The sequence below is a fragment of the Micromonospora carbonacea genome, assembly GCF_014205165.1.
Lineage (GTDB): Bacteria > Actinomycetota > Actinomycetes > Mycobacteriales > Micromonosporaceae > Micromonospora > Micromonospora carbonacea.
Genome location: NZ_JACHMZ010000001.1, coordinates 6,845,517 through 6,861,217 on the forward strand (window position 1 = coordinate 6,845,517; position 15,701 = coordinate 6,861,217).

The 15,701-nt window shown below is 74.2% G+C and carries 18 protein-coding genes; 14 read left to right on the forward strand and 4 right to left on the reverse strand.

Features of this window, described 5'->3' with window-relative positions:
- Positions 1–27: 27 nt before the first annotated feature.
- Positions 28–279 carry a hypothetical protein gene (locus HDA31_RS28665; RefSeq protein ID WP_178062864.1) on the forward strand — a complete coding sequence of 84 codons (252 nt, stop codon included), beginning with the start codon at positions 28–30 and terminating at the stop codon, positions 277–279.
- A 46-nt stretch (positions 280–325) separates the two neighbouring features.
- Positions 326–742: a GNAT family N-acetyltransferase gene (locus HDA31_RS28670; protein WP_219824980.1), complete on the forward strand. Its 417-nt coding sequence runs from the start codon at positions 326–328 to the stop codon at positions 740–742.
- 855 nt (positions 743–1,597) lie between these two features.
- Here the strand turns inward: HDA31_RS28670 and HDA31_RS28675 are convergent.
- Positions 1,598–1,873, reverse strand: coding sequence for a helix-turn-helix domain-containing protein (locus HDA31_RS28675; RefSeq protein ID WP_074475541.1), 276 nt, complete (start codon positions 1,871–1,873; stop codon positions 1,598–1,600).
- Between the two features lie 168 nt (positions 1,874–2,041).
- Between HDA31_RS28675 and HDA31_RS28680 the strand changes: the two genes are divergently transcribed.
- Complete coding sequence (locus HDA31_RS28680; RefSeq protein WP_178062862.1) at positions 2,042–2,434, forward strand: helix-turn-helix domain-containing protein; 393 nt, start codon at positions 2,042–2,044, stop codon at positions 2,432–2,434.
- A gap of 148 nt (positions 2,435–2,582) precedes the next feature.
- Positions 2,583–4,214, forward strand: a complete 1,632-nt coding sequence (locus tag HDA31_RS28685; RefSeq protein WP_178062861.1) for a serine/threonine-protein kinase — start codon at positions 2,583–2,585, stop codon at positions 4,212–4,214.
- 86 nt (positions 4,215–4,300) lie between these two features.
- Here the strand turns inward: HDA31_RS28685 and HDA31_RS28690 are convergent, their stop codons facing one another.
- Positions 4,301–4,837 carry a hypothetical protein gene (locus HDA31_RS28690; protein ID WP_178062860.1) on the reverse strand — a complete coding sequence of 179 codons (537 nt, stop codon included), beginning with the start codon at positions 4,835–4,837 and terminating at the stop codon, positions 4,301–4,303.
- 185 nt (positions 4,838–5,022) lie between these two features.
- On the opposite strand from HDA31_RS28690, the gene HDA31_RS28695 reads away from it, so the two are divergent.
- A complete protein-coding gene (locus HDA31_RS28695) occupies positions 5,023–5,280 on the forward strand; it encodes a DUF6289 family protein (RefSeq protein ID WP_178062859.1) in 258 nt (85 codons plus the stop codon).
- Between the two features lie 69 nt (positions 5,281–5,349).
- Here the strand turns inward: HDA31_RS28695 and HDA31_RS28700 are convergent, their stop codons facing one another.
- Complete coding sequence (locus HDA31_RS28700; RefSeq protein WP_246384256.1) at positions 5,350–6,192, reverse strand: SAM-dependent methyltransferase; 843 nt, start codon at positions 6,190–6,192, stop codon at positions 5,350–5,352.
- 193 nt (positions 6,193–6,385) lie between these two features.
- On the opposite strand from HDA31_RS28700, the gene HDA31_RS28705 reads away from it, so the two are divergent.
- Both HDA31_RS28705 and HDA31_RS28710 read left to right on the forward strand, forming a co-directional pair.
- A complete protein-coding gene (locus tag HDA31_RS28705) occupies positions 6,386–6,877 on the forward strand; it encodes a DUF8243 domain-containing protein (protein ID WP_074475547.1) in 492 nt (163 codons plus the stop codon).
- A gap of 286 nt (positions 6,878–7,163) precedes the next feature.
- A complete protein-coding gene (locus tag HDA31_RS28710; protein WP_178062858.1) occupies positions 7,164–7,775 on the forward strand; it encodes a phosphatase PAP2 family protein in 612 nt (203 codons plus the stop codon).
- A 187-nt stretch (positions 7,776–7,962) separates the two neighbouring features.
- Here HDA31_RS28710 and HDA31_RS28715 read toward each other — a convergent pair whose 3' ends face one another.
- Positions 7,963–8,727, reverse strand: a complete 765-nt coding sequence (locus HDA31_RS28715; RefSeq protein ID WP_376701473.1) for a prepilin peptidase — start codon at positions 8,725–8,727, stop codon at positions 7,963–7,965.
- Between the two features lie 617 nt (positions 8,728–9,344).
- On the opposite strand from HDA31_RS28715, the gene HDA31_RS28720 reads away from it, so the two are divergent.
- Genes HDA31_RS28720 through HDA31_RS28750 form a run of 7 tightly spaced genes read left to right on the forward strand, consistent with a single transcriptional unit; the run spans position 9,345 to position 15,688 of the window.
- Complete coding sequence (locus HDA31_RS28720; protein WP_282323525.1) at positions 9,345–9,884, forward strand: hypothetical protein; 540 nt, start codon at positions 9,345–9,347, stop codon at positions 9,882–9,884.
- Entirely contained in the window at positions 9,878–10,903 is a 1,026-nt protein-coding gene (locus HDA31_RS28725; protein WP_376701420.1) for a hypothetical protein, read from the forward strand. The genes HDA31_RS28720 and HDA31_RS28725 overlap by 7 nt, the downstream gene beginning before the upstream one ends.
- The gene (locus HDA31_RS28730; protein WP_074475550.1) at positions 10,900–11,559 is read left to right on the forward strand and encodes an SAF domain-containing protein; all 660 of its coding nucleotides are present in this window, start codon (positions 10,900–10,902) and stop codon (positions 11,557–11,559) included. Before HDA31_RS28725 ends, HDA31_RS28730 begins: the two co-directional genes overlap by 4 nt.
- A 2-nt stretch (positions 11,560–11,561) precedes the next feature.
- Complete coding sequence (locus HDA31_RS28735) at positions 11,562–12,362, forward strand: CpaE/TadZ family protein (RefSeq protein ID WP_074475551.1); 801 nt, start codon at positions 11,562–11,564, stop codon at positions 12,360–12,362.
- Complete coding sequence (locus tag HDA31_RS28740; RefSeq protein WP_178062857.1) at positions 12,352–13,923, forward strand: TadA family conjugal transfer-associated ATPase; 1,572 nt, start codon at positions 12,352–12,354, stop codon at positions 13,921–13,923. Before HDA31_RS28735 ends, HDA31_RS28740 begins: the two co-directional genes overlap by 11 nt.
- Positions 13,872–14,825 (forward strand): type II secretion system F family protein, encoded by a 954-nt coding sequence (locus HDA31_RS28745; protein WP_376701421.1) that lies wholly within the window; start codon positions 13,872–13,874, stop codon positions 14,823–14,825. The genes HDA31_RS28740 and HDA31_RS28745 overlap by 52 nt, the downstream gene beginning before the upstream one ends.
- Complete coding sequence (locus HDA31_RS28750; protein WP_178067007.1) at positions 14,825–15,688, forward strand: type II secretion system F family protein; 864 nt, start codon at positions 14,825–14,827, stop codon at positions 15,686–15,688. Before HDA31_RS28745 ends, HDA31_RS28750 begins: the two co-directional genes overlap by 1 nt.
- Positions 15,689–15,701: the final 13 nt, after the last annotated feature.

The window sequence follows — 15,701 nt, forward strand, 5'->3', positions numbered from 1 at the left end:
GAACTACGGGAACTGGGTGCCGACGAGGTGATCCGGACGCCCGGACAGCTCGACCGAGCGGTGAACGGCGTCATCGACGTGGTGGGCGGCGACACTCTCGTGCAGGCGTACGGCAAACTCGCCGAGAGCGGGGTCCTGGTGTCGGTCGGCCACCCCGGCAGCGCGGGTGAACGCTTCCCGGCCCTGGCCTTCGGCCCCACCGCCGCCCTCGAATGCCGAGGAATCTGCAGCGGCCTCGCTACTGGAGGGAGTAAGGCGAGAAATGGCACGACCACGTAGGGCCGTCCCCGGCGACGCGGCTGCGCTGGTACGACTTCGCGTCACCATGCTGGAGGCGATGGGGGCACCCGTCGGCGACGCCACGGCGCCATGGCGGGCCGCTGCCCTGGACTGGTTCACCCGTTCGCTGAGCGACCCGCAGACGTTCGCCGCATTCGTGATCGAAGACGCCGAACACGGCATCGTCAGCAACGCCTCCGGCCTCTGCGATCGGCACGCGCCAGGTCCCGGCAATCCGGGAGGCCTGCGTGGTCACGTATTCAACATCAGCACCGTGCCCCACGCCCGCGGACGTGGCCACGCCCGAGACTGCCTGAACGCCCTCCTCCGCTGGTTCGCCGACGACACCACGGTCAGCGTGGTGGACCTCAACGCCACCCCGGGCGGCGAACGCCTCTACCGCACCCTCGGATTCGCACCGCCACGGCACCCCGCCCTGCAACTGCGCCGCGACCAGATGTAGGGCTGCCTACGTACCATCCCGACTCGGAACCGATCGTGGTCAGGTCAACGGCAGCACACCGCGTGCGCCATCGCCCGGGCCCGACTACCGCCACCTTCGGTCGTGGGCAATGTCACACGACTTTGCATGCTGCAAATTGCAGCCAGCTAGAAGCTCCCCGCCGCATTTCATCAAGCGTGTCCGCTACACGCAATTCGGGCGGTTTTGTGGTGGTGGAACGCAGAGTCCGGCCCGAATGTCAACGTACAGGCCGTGTGGCAATACGGTGAGGCAATAGTCACGGTGACCGGCCGCTCCGGGGACCGCGCCCGCGTTTCCGCCACCGTGTCCGTCACTCCCGCCCCTGCTGAGCGTTGAGTCGAACGCGAGGGGAGTGCGTGGACTCCTTCGGGTCACCGGTGTCCGAAGAAGAAATGGTGCCTGACGGCCCCGACGAAACAATCCCCGCTCGGCCCGGGAGGCAGCCAGCACCCCGGGGCGACACGGTCCGGGCAGTGGAGGCGCTGGCCGCCGTGTCCGAGCTTGCAGCAGTAGTGCTGGAGGCCCGGGGCAACGGTGGCCCTGCTGACGCAGCCAGGGCCACCGCCCATCTGCTACGCCTGATCGCCGCACTCGCAAAGCTCAACGATCAGGGGTAGCCGTTCCTGGTGCGGGGCCGGCGTATGCCGGTCCCGCACCATTCTCAGCATCCAACGAGGACGGTGCAATAACGACGCGGCACTCTTGCAAGTACGCACTGAAGTGCGAAAACTTCCGACTGGACACAGGATAGTCGCCCACCGATCGCACATCGTGCAGTGCCGCCTCCGACCGGCCCGGTCGGGGGCGGCACTGCACTGCGGGTCGGGACGGCGGTCAGCCGTGAGGGGCATCCGGGCGGTGCGCCGGATCGGCGCCCTCGCCGGCACGGGGTGACTCACCGCGCCCCCCTTCCGCGATTGTGATGGTGTGGGCCTCGATGTAGGCGCGGAGACTCCGGAGCGGAATGCGGACGCTGCCATTCGGCCCGTCGCTCTTGATCGCCTCCAGCGCTCCGGCCCCGATGTAGCGCCCGACGCTCCACCGGGAGACCCGGAGGATGTCCGCGACCTCTTGGACGGTCAGGAAACGGTCCGCGTCCAGCTCCGCCATCGGAGACCACCTTGCATCGAATAGCAGCGCATCCGTGCGTTACACGATGCTACCCGACGCACACTCCCGCCGCAAAACGCCACGAGGCAGGTGGCGCGATGCGGCGCTGAACTGGGCCGCCCCCGCCGGGGCTATGTCCGGATCATGCACTCGTGCTACAACATGCACGTGACTCAGGGGCCTGAAAGGGGCGTAGCGTACGACTTCTGGTGGCGCGTTCGCACCGAGCAGGGCGCGCGCGGTTGGACGGACGAGGAGCTACGCGCCCGGACCGGCGTCGCCCGCACGACGGTCGACCGCCTCCAGGCCGGCAGGCGACCGCCCACCGCCCGCGTCGTCAACGCCCTCGCGGAGGCCCTCGACATCGACCTCACCGAGGCGCACCGGCTCGCCGGCCGCACGCCGGCCCCGCCGGTCGCCTGCACCGACGAGGACGGCGGGCCCCGGGTGAGCGCCCGCGAGGCGGTCCGGCGCGACCCGACCTTCACCGACCAGCAGCGCAGGACGCTGCTGGACCTGCTCGACATCTTCGAGCAGGCCAACCGCGGCCGCCGGGCCTGAGCACGGGCGCGGCCGGAGACGCCCCGGCCGGCATCGACGGGGCTGGGTGGGGCGGCAGCTAGGCTTCGGGTGGCGTCCGAGCGGCCTGAGGAGAACGGGTGGTTGGCAAGATGGTTCGCGCAGTGGTCGCGGCCTGCGGGCATCCGGCGTGAACGACGGGCTGCGGCCCGGCGACCCGGCCCGGCTCGGTGGGTACGAGCTGCTCGGCCGGCTCGGCGACGGCGGCATGGGCAGCGTCTTCCTCGCCCGTTCGCCGCAGGGGCGGCGGGTGGCGGTCAAGGTCGTCCGCCCGGAGCTCTCGCACGACGACGAGTTCCGGGCCCGGTTCCGCAGCGAGGTGAACCGGGCCCGGCAGGTCCCGCCGTTCTGCACCGCCGAGGTCCTGGACGCCGACCCGGACCACGACCCGCCGTTCCTGGTGGTGGAGTACGTCGAGGGTCCCAGCCTGGCCCAGTTGCTCCGGGAGGACGGGCCGCTGGGCGCGGCGCGACTGCACAGCATCGCGGTCGGGGTGGCCACGGCGCTCACCGCGATCCACGGCGCCGGGGTGATCCACCGCGACCTGAAGCCGGCCAACGTCCTGGTCGCGCCGGGCGGGATCCGGGTCATCGACTTCGGCATCGCCCGCGCGTTCGAGGCGACCAGCCAGCACACCCGGACCAACCAACTGGTCGGGACGGTGTCGTACATGGCCCCGGAGCGGTTGGACACCTCGTCCGGCCAGCCGGCCGGCCCGGCCGCCGACATCTTCGCCTGGGGCGCCCTGGTCGCCCACGCGGCCACCGGCCGCAACCCGTTCGGGGGCGACTCCGCCACCTCCATCGCGATGCGGATCCTCACCCAGCCCCCGGACCTGGCGGGCCTCGACGGGCCGCTGCGGGAGCTGGTCTCCCGGGCGCTGGAGAAGGACCCCGCCGCCCGGCCCACCGCCCGGGAACTGCTCGACGGGTTGCTGACCGCGGCGGGCCAGGGGGTCGGGGCGGGCGTCCGGAGCGCGCCGCCCTTGGCCGCCCCGGGCGTGGCGTCGGCGGCGGGCGCGCCCCACGCGGCCGGCGGCGACCGGGGCGAGGGGTCCGCGCCGTCGGGGCCGGGCCCGACCGGCCGCACGGGCTCGACGCGGCGTCGGTGGCTCACCGGGCTGGGCGTGACCGCGGCGGTGAGCGCGGTGCTGGTGCCCGCCTTCCTGTTCGGCCAGCGCCTGCTGGGTCCGTCCGAGCCGGGCCCCACCGGGTCGACCCCGGTCGGCGGGCCGGCGACGACCGGCCCGGCCTCCACCACGCCGACACCCGCCTCGGGCACGCCGAGCGGGTCGCCGTCGTCCGCCGAGGCCGACCGCACCCGGGCCATGCTGGCCGGGCAGCGACGCATCCTGCTGCACGTCGTGGAGATCGACCGTGACCTCTCGCTGCCGTACGACGGCAAGGTCCACGTCGGGGACGGCACCGGCCGGGACGCCCTCTTCGTGCTCGAACCGGTCGGCGTCGACTACCTGATCCGGTCGCTGAACCCGGACATCGCGCACCAGCCGTGCCTCGGCGTCAAGATCGACTCGGCGGGGTACGCGTCCCTGGTGGGCACCGACTGCCAGCCGACCGACGCCACCCTGTTCGGGATCTCCCGCGAGGGCAAGGACGACAAGGGACGCACCTCCTACGCCATCGTCAGCGAGAAGTACGGGGTGGTGCAGTGGAGCCCCAGCCAGAAGAAGATCTACGTGGAGGTCCTCGGCGACGCCCCGGTCGGCACGACGTTCAGCATGGTCGACCGAGGCGCGGCCTGACCGGGGGACACGACCCGACCAGGGGCAGCCTCGACCAGGCGACGCGACCGGCTCAGGCAGGTGGCCGGCTCAGGCAGGTGGCCGGCTCAGCCCGCGTTCGCGGGGCCGAAGAGGGGATCCGGCGCGCCGGCGGTGATCGGCTCGACGTGGTGCTCCGGCGGCGGGAGCTGCCTCGCCGGCTGGCGGGAGTACAGGCGTACGCCCGCCTCCGCGCGCCGTGCGGTGACGGTCAGGGTGACCATCCGCACCGGCTCCGGCGGTGCGGCGAAGCCACGGGAACCCCAGCGCACCCAGATGGGCACCCGCCCGGCGGCGGCTTCGGCGCGCAGCTTCTCGACCGTACGACGCCGGTCGGTGTGGTCGACCTCGATCACCACCGGCGGCGCGGCCGGCCGGGCACAGGCGACGTCCACGACCGACCGTTGCCCGGACATCGGCGGCGGCAGCGGCATGACGCTGGCCGCCCGGCGGTAGACCCGCCACCCCTGCGTCGCGCCCCAGTCGGCGATCGTGTCGACGAGCAGCTCGGTCACCCGCTCGGTGGTGAGGTCGACGAAGGTGAGGGCGGCCAGCCGGTCGGACAGGGCCCCGGCCAGGCGTGCTCCGTCGTCTGGGTCGCTCATGGCACCTGGTCCGCCACTGCCCCGCCGTGGCCCGCGGCGGCGCCCCGCCCGGTCACGGCCCGCCCGGTCACGGCTCGTCCGTCGTCGGCATGGTCGCACGATAGCCACCGCCGCCACACCTTCGCCATCGATCGACAGGCGACTATCATCTACGCATCCAGCTCGTTCGATCGAGAGGTGCCTCAGTGAAGAAGCTCGTGCGGAACGCCGTGGTGGCCACCCTGCTGACGGTCGCCGGCACCACCGCGGTCGTGGCCAGCCCCGCCCACGCCCTCCCGTACCCGAAGGACAACGAGAGCATCACCATCGTCTACTACTCCGACGCCAGCAGGACCGTGGAGGTCGGGATGCTCGTCTACGGCAACTGTCTCGACGACTTCGAGTACGGCATCCGCACCGCCTACTCGACCATCAACCGCACTACCTGCCCCAGGGACCTGTAGGGGCTCGGGTGGGGCCCGCCGACGAGCCGGGCCCCACCCGACGGCAGCCCGCCGGCCCGGCCGGGCGGCTCAGCGGCGGACGCCCACCCCGCCGAAGCCGTGCGACACCCCCGCCCGCGGCTCGCCGTCCGGACGCCAGTCGGCAAGCCAGGACAGGCCCGGCTCCACCAGCTCGTACCCGTCGAAGAAGCGCAGGATGTCGGCGCGGGTGCGGGGCACCAGCGGCGCGGTGCTCTGCTGGTAGACGGCGCGGCCCTGCTGGGCGGGCACCGGCGGCGCGCCGTCGAGGGTCAGGTGGGACAGCAGGAGCTGACTGCCGGGGGCGGTGGCGTCGCGCAGCCGGGCGACGGCCGCGTAGGGCTCCTCCGCGTCGGGCACGAAGTGCAGCACCGCCACCAGCAGGACCGCGACCGGCCGGGTGAAGTCGATCGACGCCGTCACGTCGGGGTGGGCGAGCAGCTCGTCGGGCCGCCGCAGGTCACCCTCGACGACGACCGTGCGGGCCGCAGCCCCGAGCAACCGCCGGGCGTACGCGACGGCGACCTCGTCGTAGTCGACGTAGACGACCCGGGAGTCGGGGGCCACCGCCTGCACCACCTCGTGCACGTTGCCCTGGGTGGGCAGCCCCGCGCCGATGTCGAGGAACTGCCGCACGCCCCGCTCGGCGGCGTACCGCACGGCGCGGCGCAGGAACGCGCGGTTGGTCTGGGCGGCGACCCCGGTGTCGGGGAAGATCTCCAGAACCTGACGGGCGGCGGCCCGGTCGACGGCGAAGTTGTGGCAGCCGCCGAGATAGTAGTCGTACATCCGGGCGACGTTCGGCCTGCTCTCGACGCCCGCGGCGGAGGGGGCCGCGGGCGGTGGGCCCGTCGGCCCGGGGCTCGTCGCGGTCGGTGCCGGCTCGCTGGTCACGGTGTCCTCCACGGGAGCGGTCCGGGCCCGCCGCGTGGCGACCCGCAATGAGCGCGCCCTGAATGTCTAGCACCCCGCGCGGCTGCCCACGGACCCGCCGTGTCGTTGATCCGGTTGTGTCCGTCGACCACCCGGGGCGACGGTGGGCTGCGGACGTCGGCCGGGCCGACGCCGCAAGGTCGAGGAGGTCGCCATGACCCGCCAGCGGGAGACCGTCGAGGTCGATCCGGTCCTGTTCCGCGCCGTGTACGACTCACCGGCCTCGCTGCCCGGCCGGCACCGCTGGGTCACCCCCGAACACGACGTGCGCCGGATCGAGAAGCTGCTCGGCATGCCCGCGCGCAGCATCGGCGCGCCGCTGTGGGTCAGCGGCGACGAGCCGGACTGCCCGAAGTGCGGCCGACGGATGACCTGGCTGGACATCGTCTCGTCGGCCCTGCACGGGGTGCACGACCCCGCGATGATCGCCCGGGTGATCCTCGGCGACCGCCGGTACGTCAACACCGAGGTCCCGGACGCGATCCCCGGGGTGCACTGCGTCGACTGCCGGACCCCGATCGACGGGCTGCGCAGCTTCAAGTGCCACAACTGGGCGTACGCCTTCGAGGCGCTGGAGGACGTCGTCGAGCGGATGTCCGGCGTGGTGCAGCAGCCCGTCCCCGGCCCGGCCGCACCCCCGGCGTAAGCAGGCCCACTCCCGGCGTACGCGTCCCCGCCTCAGGTGTAAGGAGGGGACCCTTCTCTACCGTATGCGTTAACAAGGGGCCCCTCCTTACCGCCGGGCGGGGCGGCGGCCGGGTAGGGACGGCGGTTCCGGGCCCGGGTCGGGAAGCCCCCCCGCCGAGGGTGCGCCAGGGGAACGTCGCCCCGGTCAGCCGCAGCTCGGCAGCAGATCCGGCGCTGCGGCGGTCCGGTCAGTTTCCTCGCGCGGGGCCCGGTAAACGGCAGATGAACTTTTGGTAGGCTGAGTCATGATCAACGCTGGTTTGTCACCTGTTCCACCCTTCAGCGATGGTCTGTACCGTGAGGTCGTCCGCTTCGCCGACGGCACGCCCGAGCCGGTCCAGTGGTTCGCCGCGCACTTCACCGAGTGGTCGATCGTCCTGCTCGGGCTGCTCCTCGTGGCGGCCGCCCTGCCCAAGCTGGGCGCCGGGCCACGCAACCTGGCCCTCGCCGTGGCCGCGCCGGTCACCGTGGTCCTCGCGTACGGCGGCAGCGAGCTGCTCAAGACCGTCGTGGACCAAGACCGCCCCTGCCGCGTCCCGACCGATCTGTTGATCATCGCCGAACGGTGTCCGCCCGTGGGCGACTGGTCCTTCCCGAGCAACCACTCGACGATCGCCGGGGCGCTGGCGGCCGCGATCGTCCTGCTCTCCCCCCGACTCGGCTGGTACGCGGTCCCGCTGGCCGCGCTCGCCGCGCTCTCCCGCGTCTTCGTCGGGGTGCACTACCCGCACGACGTGCTCGCCGGCCTGCTGCTCGGCGCGCTGGTCACCGGCGTCGGCGCACCGCTGCTGGCCCGGCCGGCGGCCGAACTCCTGCGCCGCCTGGCCCGCCCGGTGAAAGGAGGGGCCCCCTGTTAACGCATACGGTAGAGAAGGGTCCCCTTCTCACGACCGAAGCGGGCGCGACGGCAGGGCGGCGCGGCGGCGGGCGCGGCAGGGCGGGCGTGGCAGGGCGGGCGTGGCAGGGCGGCGCGGCGGCGAGCGCGGCATGGCGGGCGTGGCAGGGCGGCGCGGCGGGCAGCAGGCGTAGCCCGGGGCGGGTCGGTCAGCGGGCCAGCAACAGGGCGGCGACCGTGCCGAGAACGAGGAACGGGCCGAACGGCAGGTGGCTGGACCAGCGGACCCGGCGGGCCAGCAGCAGCGCCAGGCTGGTCAGCGCGGACAGCGTGAACGTCACCAGCAGGCCGAGGACGAGCACGGGCCAGCCGTGCCAGCCGAGCAGCGCGCCCACCCCGAGCGCCAGCTTGGCGTCGCCGAGGCCGAAGCCGCGCCGTCCCAGCAGCAGGGTGGTGGCGGCGAAGGCCAGCGCCAGCCCGGCCCCGGCGACCGCGGCGCGCAGCCAGGGGGCGGCCCCCGCCGAGGTCGCGGCAGCCACGCCGTAGAGGGCCAGGACTCCGGCGGCGGCCGGCCAGGTGAGCCGGTCGGGCAGCCGGTGCACGGCCACGTCGATTGCGACCAGGGGCACCGCGAAGCAGAGCCACCAGGCGAGGGCCGCCCGTTCGACCGGCGCGCCGGGCACCGCCACGAGCACCGCCAGGGCCGCCAGGGCGGCGAGTTCGACCGTCCCGGGCGGTGCGCCGACCCGGGCCCGGCAGCCGCCGCACCGCGCCGCCGGGCCGAGCGCGGGCCAGGGTCTGTCCAGGCCGAGCGGCGTGCCGCAGCGCGGGCAGGCCGTCCGGTCCGGCTCCCCCGGTGGTACGGCGTACCGGGCGACCGCGAGGCGGAGCAGCGGCGTGCCGGCCAGGGTGGCCGTCAGGCGTACGCGGGAGAGCCGGCCCGGCGCGCGGGCCGGGAGCGGCGGTCGCCGCAGCCGTTCCCCGGTCACGCCCGGCTCCACCGCCGGGACACCCCGGGACGGGGCGACACGGTGAGTAACTCTCGGCTTGCCGACGTGTAGCGGATGGTGCGGAATCCGACGGTCGCCCGTCCCACCGGGTCGGCGTCCAGATGGGACACCCAACTGGCGGCGTTCCTCCGTCGGCCGGGGGGCAATTCGGGCCTACCCACCTGGAGCGGTCCGCCATTCGCGCCGAACGGACCAGCCGCCGTCGACACCTCGACACTGTGACGGCGGCCACCGTACAGCAACGGGGCGCGACACAGGACATCGACTCCCGCCATCCGCGATCACCGCCGTTCGTCACTCAGAGTATTCGAACAGATTGCCTCTGTTGCATTGCCGGACGCCAGCTTATGCTCGCCCCTTGAGTACGGCGCAACCCCAGCATGAGGCGTCGGAGGCCACAGAAGACATCGGTGCACGGCTCTTGGAAGATCAGCACAGGTAAATACGGCGGTGGACAGAAAGGCCCGGATGAGTCGATCCGGGGCGCACTGCCGCATGCCCCGGAGACGGTCGGTGCACCCCCCGCCCCGGGTCGCCAGCGAGGAGGCACGGCGTTGCGAACACGGCGCCCCGGCCGATGGATGATCTTACTGGTCACGGCCCTGACCGCCGCACCGGTGGCCGCCTGCGGCGCGAAGCCGGAAGCCGCCGCGCGGCCCCATGCGACGGCAGGGCCGAGCGCCACCGCGACCCATTCCGCGGCGGAGGAACGGGCGGCCCGCGAGGCGGCACTCGCCGCCTATTCCGGATATCTCGCGGCATCACGGGCGGCGAGCCGACGCAGCGATCCGCGCCACCCTGAACTGGCCAAATTCCTGGCCGACCCGTTGTTGACCAGGGTCCGACTGGCAATTCGCGAAGCTAAGGAGCACGGTGCCGTGCGTACCGGAACTTTCGTTTCCGACCCCACCGTCACCTCGGTGAGCCTGGACTCCGTCCCCGCCACCGTGGAGATCCAGGACTGCCTGGACACCACCGGCTACCGGCTGGTCGACGCCAAGACCAAACGGGTGGTGCCCGGCTCGGGCGGCGGCCGGCACCTGGCCACCGCGACGGCCACCCGGTACCACGGCCGGTGGTTGATCAACTACGGTGCCGGCCACGAGGACCAGCCGTGCTGACCCGGTGGGCCCGCCGCGTGGCTGATTCCGCCGCCCGCCCGGCACGACCGCCCGCCGCCCGCCCCGGGCTGCCCTCCACGCTCCGCCCCGGGCGGCTGCTCGCCGCGACCCACCCCGCACGGCTGCTGACCGCGATCGGCGTGGTCCTCGCGCTCGCCGTCGCGGCGGCCCCACCGACCGCCACCGTCGCGGCGGCCCGCGAGGGCGGCATCGAGTGCCCCATCGGCCAGAACGACTGCGACGTCTGGGACGACGACCCGGGCAACCCCGGCAATCCCGGCGGCGGAAACCCCGGCGACGGCGACGGATCGAGCGGCGGCAGCGGCACGTGCCAGTGGAACGGCAGGGTCATCGCCTGCTACGACGACGTCCTCGGCTGGTTCAACAACGGCGACGGCTGCTACTACAAGCTGTCGCAGCCGCAGCCGGAGGGCACGCCCGAGGGCAAGCAGTGGTACACGGCCACCTGCAACGGTGGCGACCTCGGCACCCAGCACGAGGTTCTGCTGGACGCGCCGCCGCCCGGCTACGGCACCCCGCCCGATCCGGAGGAGCTGGCCCGCCGGGCGCTCGCCTCGATCTCGCTGCTGCCGCCCCGGGCGACCGTCGCGCCCCGCAAGAGCATCGGCCCCGGGCTGGTCGGCCTGCCGGTGTGGATGTGGGCGAGCCCCGGCGAGAGCTACTTCGGCACGCTGGAGGCCTCGGCCTCCGACCGGGGCCTGACGGTGCACATCACCGCGAAGGTCGACAAGATCGTGTGGGACATGGGCAACGACGACAAGGTCACCTGCCACGGCCCCGGCACCCGGTACGACCCGCAGGGCCCGGGTGCCGGCGGCCCCTCGCCGGACTGCGGCTACGCCGGCTACGCGAAGGCCGACACGTACGAGATCTTCGCCACGACCCACTGGACCGTCGACTGGACGGCCACCAACGGCGTGCGGGGCGAGATCCCGCAGACCCGCACCAGCGGCATCGTCCAGGTCCAGATCGACGAACTTCAGGTGGTGACGCGGTGAGTCTCGCTACGCGCAACGGGACCGGGCAGCCGGTGGACGCTCCCGTCGCACCGCCCCGGGTGGTCCGGCAGCGGCGCGTCCGGCCCGGCCTGCTCGGCCTCGCCGTGCTGCTGATCGCCCTCGGCGGCCTCGGCGCGGCGTTCGCGGTCACCTCCGTGCGGGCCACCGGCAGCTACCTGGCGGTCGCCCGCGCCGTCGAGGTGGGCCGCACGCTCGACGCGGACGACCTGGTCACCGTGCAGGTGGCCGGCGGCCAGGGGCTGCGGCCGGTGCCGGCCGCCCAGCTCGACGACGTGGTCGGCATGCGGGCGGCCGTCGCCCTCACCCCGGGCACCCTGCTGACCCTCGGCCAGCTCACCGACGACCCGCTGCTCGGCCCCGGCCAGCAGCAGCTCGCGCTCGACCTCGCCCCGGGCCGGGTGCCGGCGAAACGGCTGCACCCCGGCGACCGGGTGCTGCTGGTCAGCACCCCGGACCGCAGCTCCGGCGGGCAGTCCGCCTCCAGCACCCGGTTCGAGGCGACCGTCATCGACACGGCCACCCCGAGCACCAGCAGCGTCGTGGTCTACGTCGCGCTCACCGCCCGCGACGTGCCCGCCGTGGTGGCGCTCGCCGCCCAGAGCCGGATCGCGGTCGTGCTGACCCGGGCGGCCTGAGCATGGCGATCATCGCGCTGGTCTCGGCCAAGGGCTCGCCGGGCGTCACCGCGTCCGCGCTCGCCTGCGCCCTGACCTGGCACCGGCGGCTGATCCTCGCCGAGTGCGACCCGGCCGGCGGCTCGATCCTCGCCGGCTATCTCGGCGGGGCGCTGGACGGGCCCCGGGGCATCGGCGAGCTGGCCGTCGGGGAGCTGCGCGACGGCAGCCTGGAGACGGCGTTCTGGTCGCAACTGGTCGACCTGGACGCCCCGCGCCGGGAGCGGCTGCTGCTGCCCGGCGTCGTCGACCCGGCCCAGGCCGGCAGCGTCGCCCCGCTCTGGCAGCGGTTCACCGACTTCTTCCTCGACCTGGAGCGCGGCGACCCCCCGTACGACGTGCTCGTCGACTGCGGTCGGCTCCAGGTCGCCGGCCCGCCGTGGCCGGTCCTGCGCGCCGCCGCCGTGGTCCTCCTGGTCACCCGGGCGCGGCTGCCCGACCTCTCCGCCACGCAGGCCATGGTGCGGGCGATCGAGCGGGACTTCACCGAGCACCGGGTGCCGCCGGGCACGCTGCGGCTGCTGCCGGTCGGCGACGGCCACGGTCGGGGCGAGATCAGCAAGGCGCTGCGGCTGCCGGTGATCGCGCGGCTGCCGGACGACCCGCGTACCGCGGAGGTGTTGACCCTCGGCGGGACCCTGCGGGCCGGACGGCCGTTGATGCGCGCGGCCGGCGCCCTGGAGGTGCCGGTCCGGGCGCTGCTGGACCGCCGCCGGGCGCGGCTGGCCTGGCCCGTCACCCAGGGGGTGCCGGGTGCGGTTTGAGCCGGTGTCGCACGACCCCCGGGTGGCGCGGCAGCCCGCCGCGACCTCCATCGCGCCGCCGCTCGCCCCCGCGCCGGCCGGCGGCCAGCCGACCCCCCCGCCGGGCAACCACCCGCAGTCCGCGCCGCCGGCGGGGGCACCGCCCGTCGCGCCGGCGCCGCCCCGGCCCCGGGTCGACTTCGCGGTGGTACGCGAGCTGCGCCGCGAGCTCAGCGAGCGGCTCACCCTGTGGCAGCGCGGTCGGGAGTTCGACGCCGACGCCGAGGACGTCGAGCGGGCCCGGCTCGCCGTCGCGGTGGTCGCCGAGTACGCGGACGCGGTCCGCCGGGCCGGCACCCCGATGGCCGCCGGCGAGGAGCGGCTGTTGCTCGACCAGGTGACCGCCGAGCTGGTCGGCCTGGGGCGGCTCCAGACGCTGCTGGTCGACGGCAGCATCGAGGAGGTGCACATCCTCGGCTGCGACCAGGTGCGCATCACCCGGCACGGCGGCGGGGTCGACTGGGCCGACCCGATCGCCGACAGCGACGACGAGCTGGTGGAGATCCTCCAGGCGGCGGCCCGCCGGGCCGGGGCGACCGAGCGGTCGCTGTCCACCTCGAAGCCGACCCTCGACCTCCAGTTGCCCGACGGCAGCCGCCTCGCCGCGGTGTTCCTGGTCAGCCACCGCCCGTACGCGGTGATCCGTAAGCACAACACCCTCGAGGTGAGCCTCGACGACATCGCCGGTGGCCGGGGCGACCTGGACGAGATGATCGACCCGCTGCTGCGCGACTTCCTCCGGGCATCCATGCGGGCCGGGCTGAACATCATGGTCGCCGGCCTGGCCGGGGCGGGCAAGACCACCGTCATCCGGGCGCTGATGGACGAGATCCCGGCCGACGAGCCGTACGTGCTGCTGGAGGAGAGCCGGGAGCTGCTGCCCACCCGCCGGGGGCACAAGCACCGGGCGGTGATGAGCTTCGAGGCCCGCGAGGGGCACGGCGAACGCGGGCTGGACGGCCGCCCGGCCGGCGAGGTGAGCATCGCCGACCTGATCCCCGTCTCGCTGCGGATGGGCGTGCTGCGGATCATCGTCGGCGAGGTGCGGTCCCGGGAGATCGTGCCGATGCTCCAGGCCATGACCACCAGCCGGGGGTCGATGTGCACCATCCACGCCCGGTCGCCGGGCGGGGTGGGCGAGCGGATCGTCGAGCTGGCGCTCTCCCACGGCCGGGAGATGACCGTCGACCAGGCCCGCCGGATGGCCGGCAACGCCCTCGACCTGATCGTCTACGTCACCGTCGAGGACGAGACCGCGATCGGCGGGCGCAAGCACCGCTTCGTCTCCCACGTCGAGGAGGTCATCGGCGTCGGCGAGGGCAGCCGGATCACCACCACCACGGTCTTCGGTCCGGGCCCGGACGGCCGGGCGGTCCCCCGGCACCTGCCGGAACGCGTCCGCGACCAGTTGCTGCGGGTGGGCTACGACGCCCGGCTGCTGGGCCGGTGGATCGACGCCGGCACGGGCGCGTGGCGGCGACCCCGGCACACCCGGCTCGGTGCGCGGGTGGTGGCCCGGTGACCGCCAACATCGAGCTGATCGCGGTGGTCTCCGGCGCGGCCTGCGTGGCCGGCCTGGTGCTCGCCGTCGTGGCGCTGGTCGGCACCACCCGACCGGCCGGTCCGGCCCCCGGCACGGGGCCCGGCGGTGGGCTGAGCCGGCTCTGGCTGGGCTCCGGCACACCCCGGCAACGGCGCAACCACCAGCTCCTGCTCGGCGGGGCGGTGCTGGCCGGCGCCCTGGCGTTCCTGCTCACCGGGCTGCCGGTGGTCGGCCTGCTGGTCGCCGTGGCGGTGCCCGGCGCGCCGTGGCTGTTCACCGTCGGCCGGGCCGAGCAGCGGGCCATCGCCCGGATCGAGGCCGTCGGCGAGTGGACCCGCCGGCTCAAGGACGTCTCGTCGACCGGTCAGGGCCTCCAGCAGGCCATCCTCGGCACGCTGGCCACCGCCCCGGCGGAGATCCAGGAGGAGGTACGCCTGCTCGCCGCCCGCCTCCAGGCCGGCTGGCTGGCGAAGTCCGCGCTGCTCGCGTTCGCCGACGAGATCGGCGACCCGGTGTGCGACCAGGTCGTCGCGGCGCTGATCCTGCACCTGTCCGACCGGGGCGAGCGGCTCGGCGACGTGCTCGGCTCGATCGCGGGTGCCGCCGCCGCCGAGGTCGCCACCCGGCGGGAGATCGAGGCCAAGCGCACCCAGCCGCGCTTCGCGGTGCGCTTCCTCACCGGGATGACCCTGCTGACCGTCGCGTACGGGCTGGTCAACACCGACTACGTCCGCCCGTACGGGACGCCAGTCGGGCAGGTCGTGATGTTCGTGCTCGGCGCGGCGTTCGTCGGGCTGCTGGCCTGGGTGCGGTCGATGAGCCAGCCGCCCCGTCCGGCGCGTTTCCTGCCCGCCCCCGACCCGGCGGAGGCGATCGGGTGATCCTCAACTGGCATCTCACCCTGGCCGTCGTCGGCGGGGCGGCGGTGGGCCTCGGGCTGTTCCTGGTGGTCCGGGAAGCCCTGCCGGCCGCTCCGGCGCTCGGCCCCGCCCTGCGCCGGCTGCACCAGCCGCCGGGCACCGGCCGGGCCGTCACGGGGCGCGGGCCCGACTGGATCGGCGGGTTCGCCCGCTGGCTGCGCCCGCCGCACCGGCAGCTCGCCCTGCTCGACCGCACCCCCGAGCAGTACGCCCTGTCCCTGCTGCTCTCCGCCCTGGTGGGGCTGGTCACCCCGACCTTCCTCGGCGCGGTGCTCTTCCTCGGCGGCGTGTCCGTGCCGCTGGCCGTGCCGCTGCTGGGCAGCCTCGGCATGGCGTTCGTCGCCGCCCTGATCGCGCACCGCAGCGTGCTGACCCGCGCGGACGCCGCCCGGGACGAGTTCCGCCAGGCGGTCTGCACCTACCTGGACCTGGTGGCGTTGCAGCTCTCGGCCGCGCACGGCCCGGTGCAGGCGCTGGAGCGGGCCGCGGCGGTCTGCGACGGCTGGGTCTTCGACCGGATCCGGGAGTCGCTGCGGATCGCCCAGATGCAGATGCACTCGCCGTGGGACGAGCTGCGCGAGCTGGCCGACCGGATCGGCATCCCGGAGCTGGGCGACGTCGGGGCGATCATGCGCTCGTCGGGCAGCGAGGGCGCGCAGGTGCACGAGACGCTGCGCAGCCGGGCCGACTCCCTGCGCGACCAGATCCGCACCGACAACCTGGCCCGCGCCGAGGGCGTCACCAGCCGGCTGGACATTCCGGGCTCCCTGCTGGTCTTCGTGCTGCTCGGCTTCGCCGTCTATCCGTTCCTCGCCCGGTTGTGAAACCCCTCCCCCT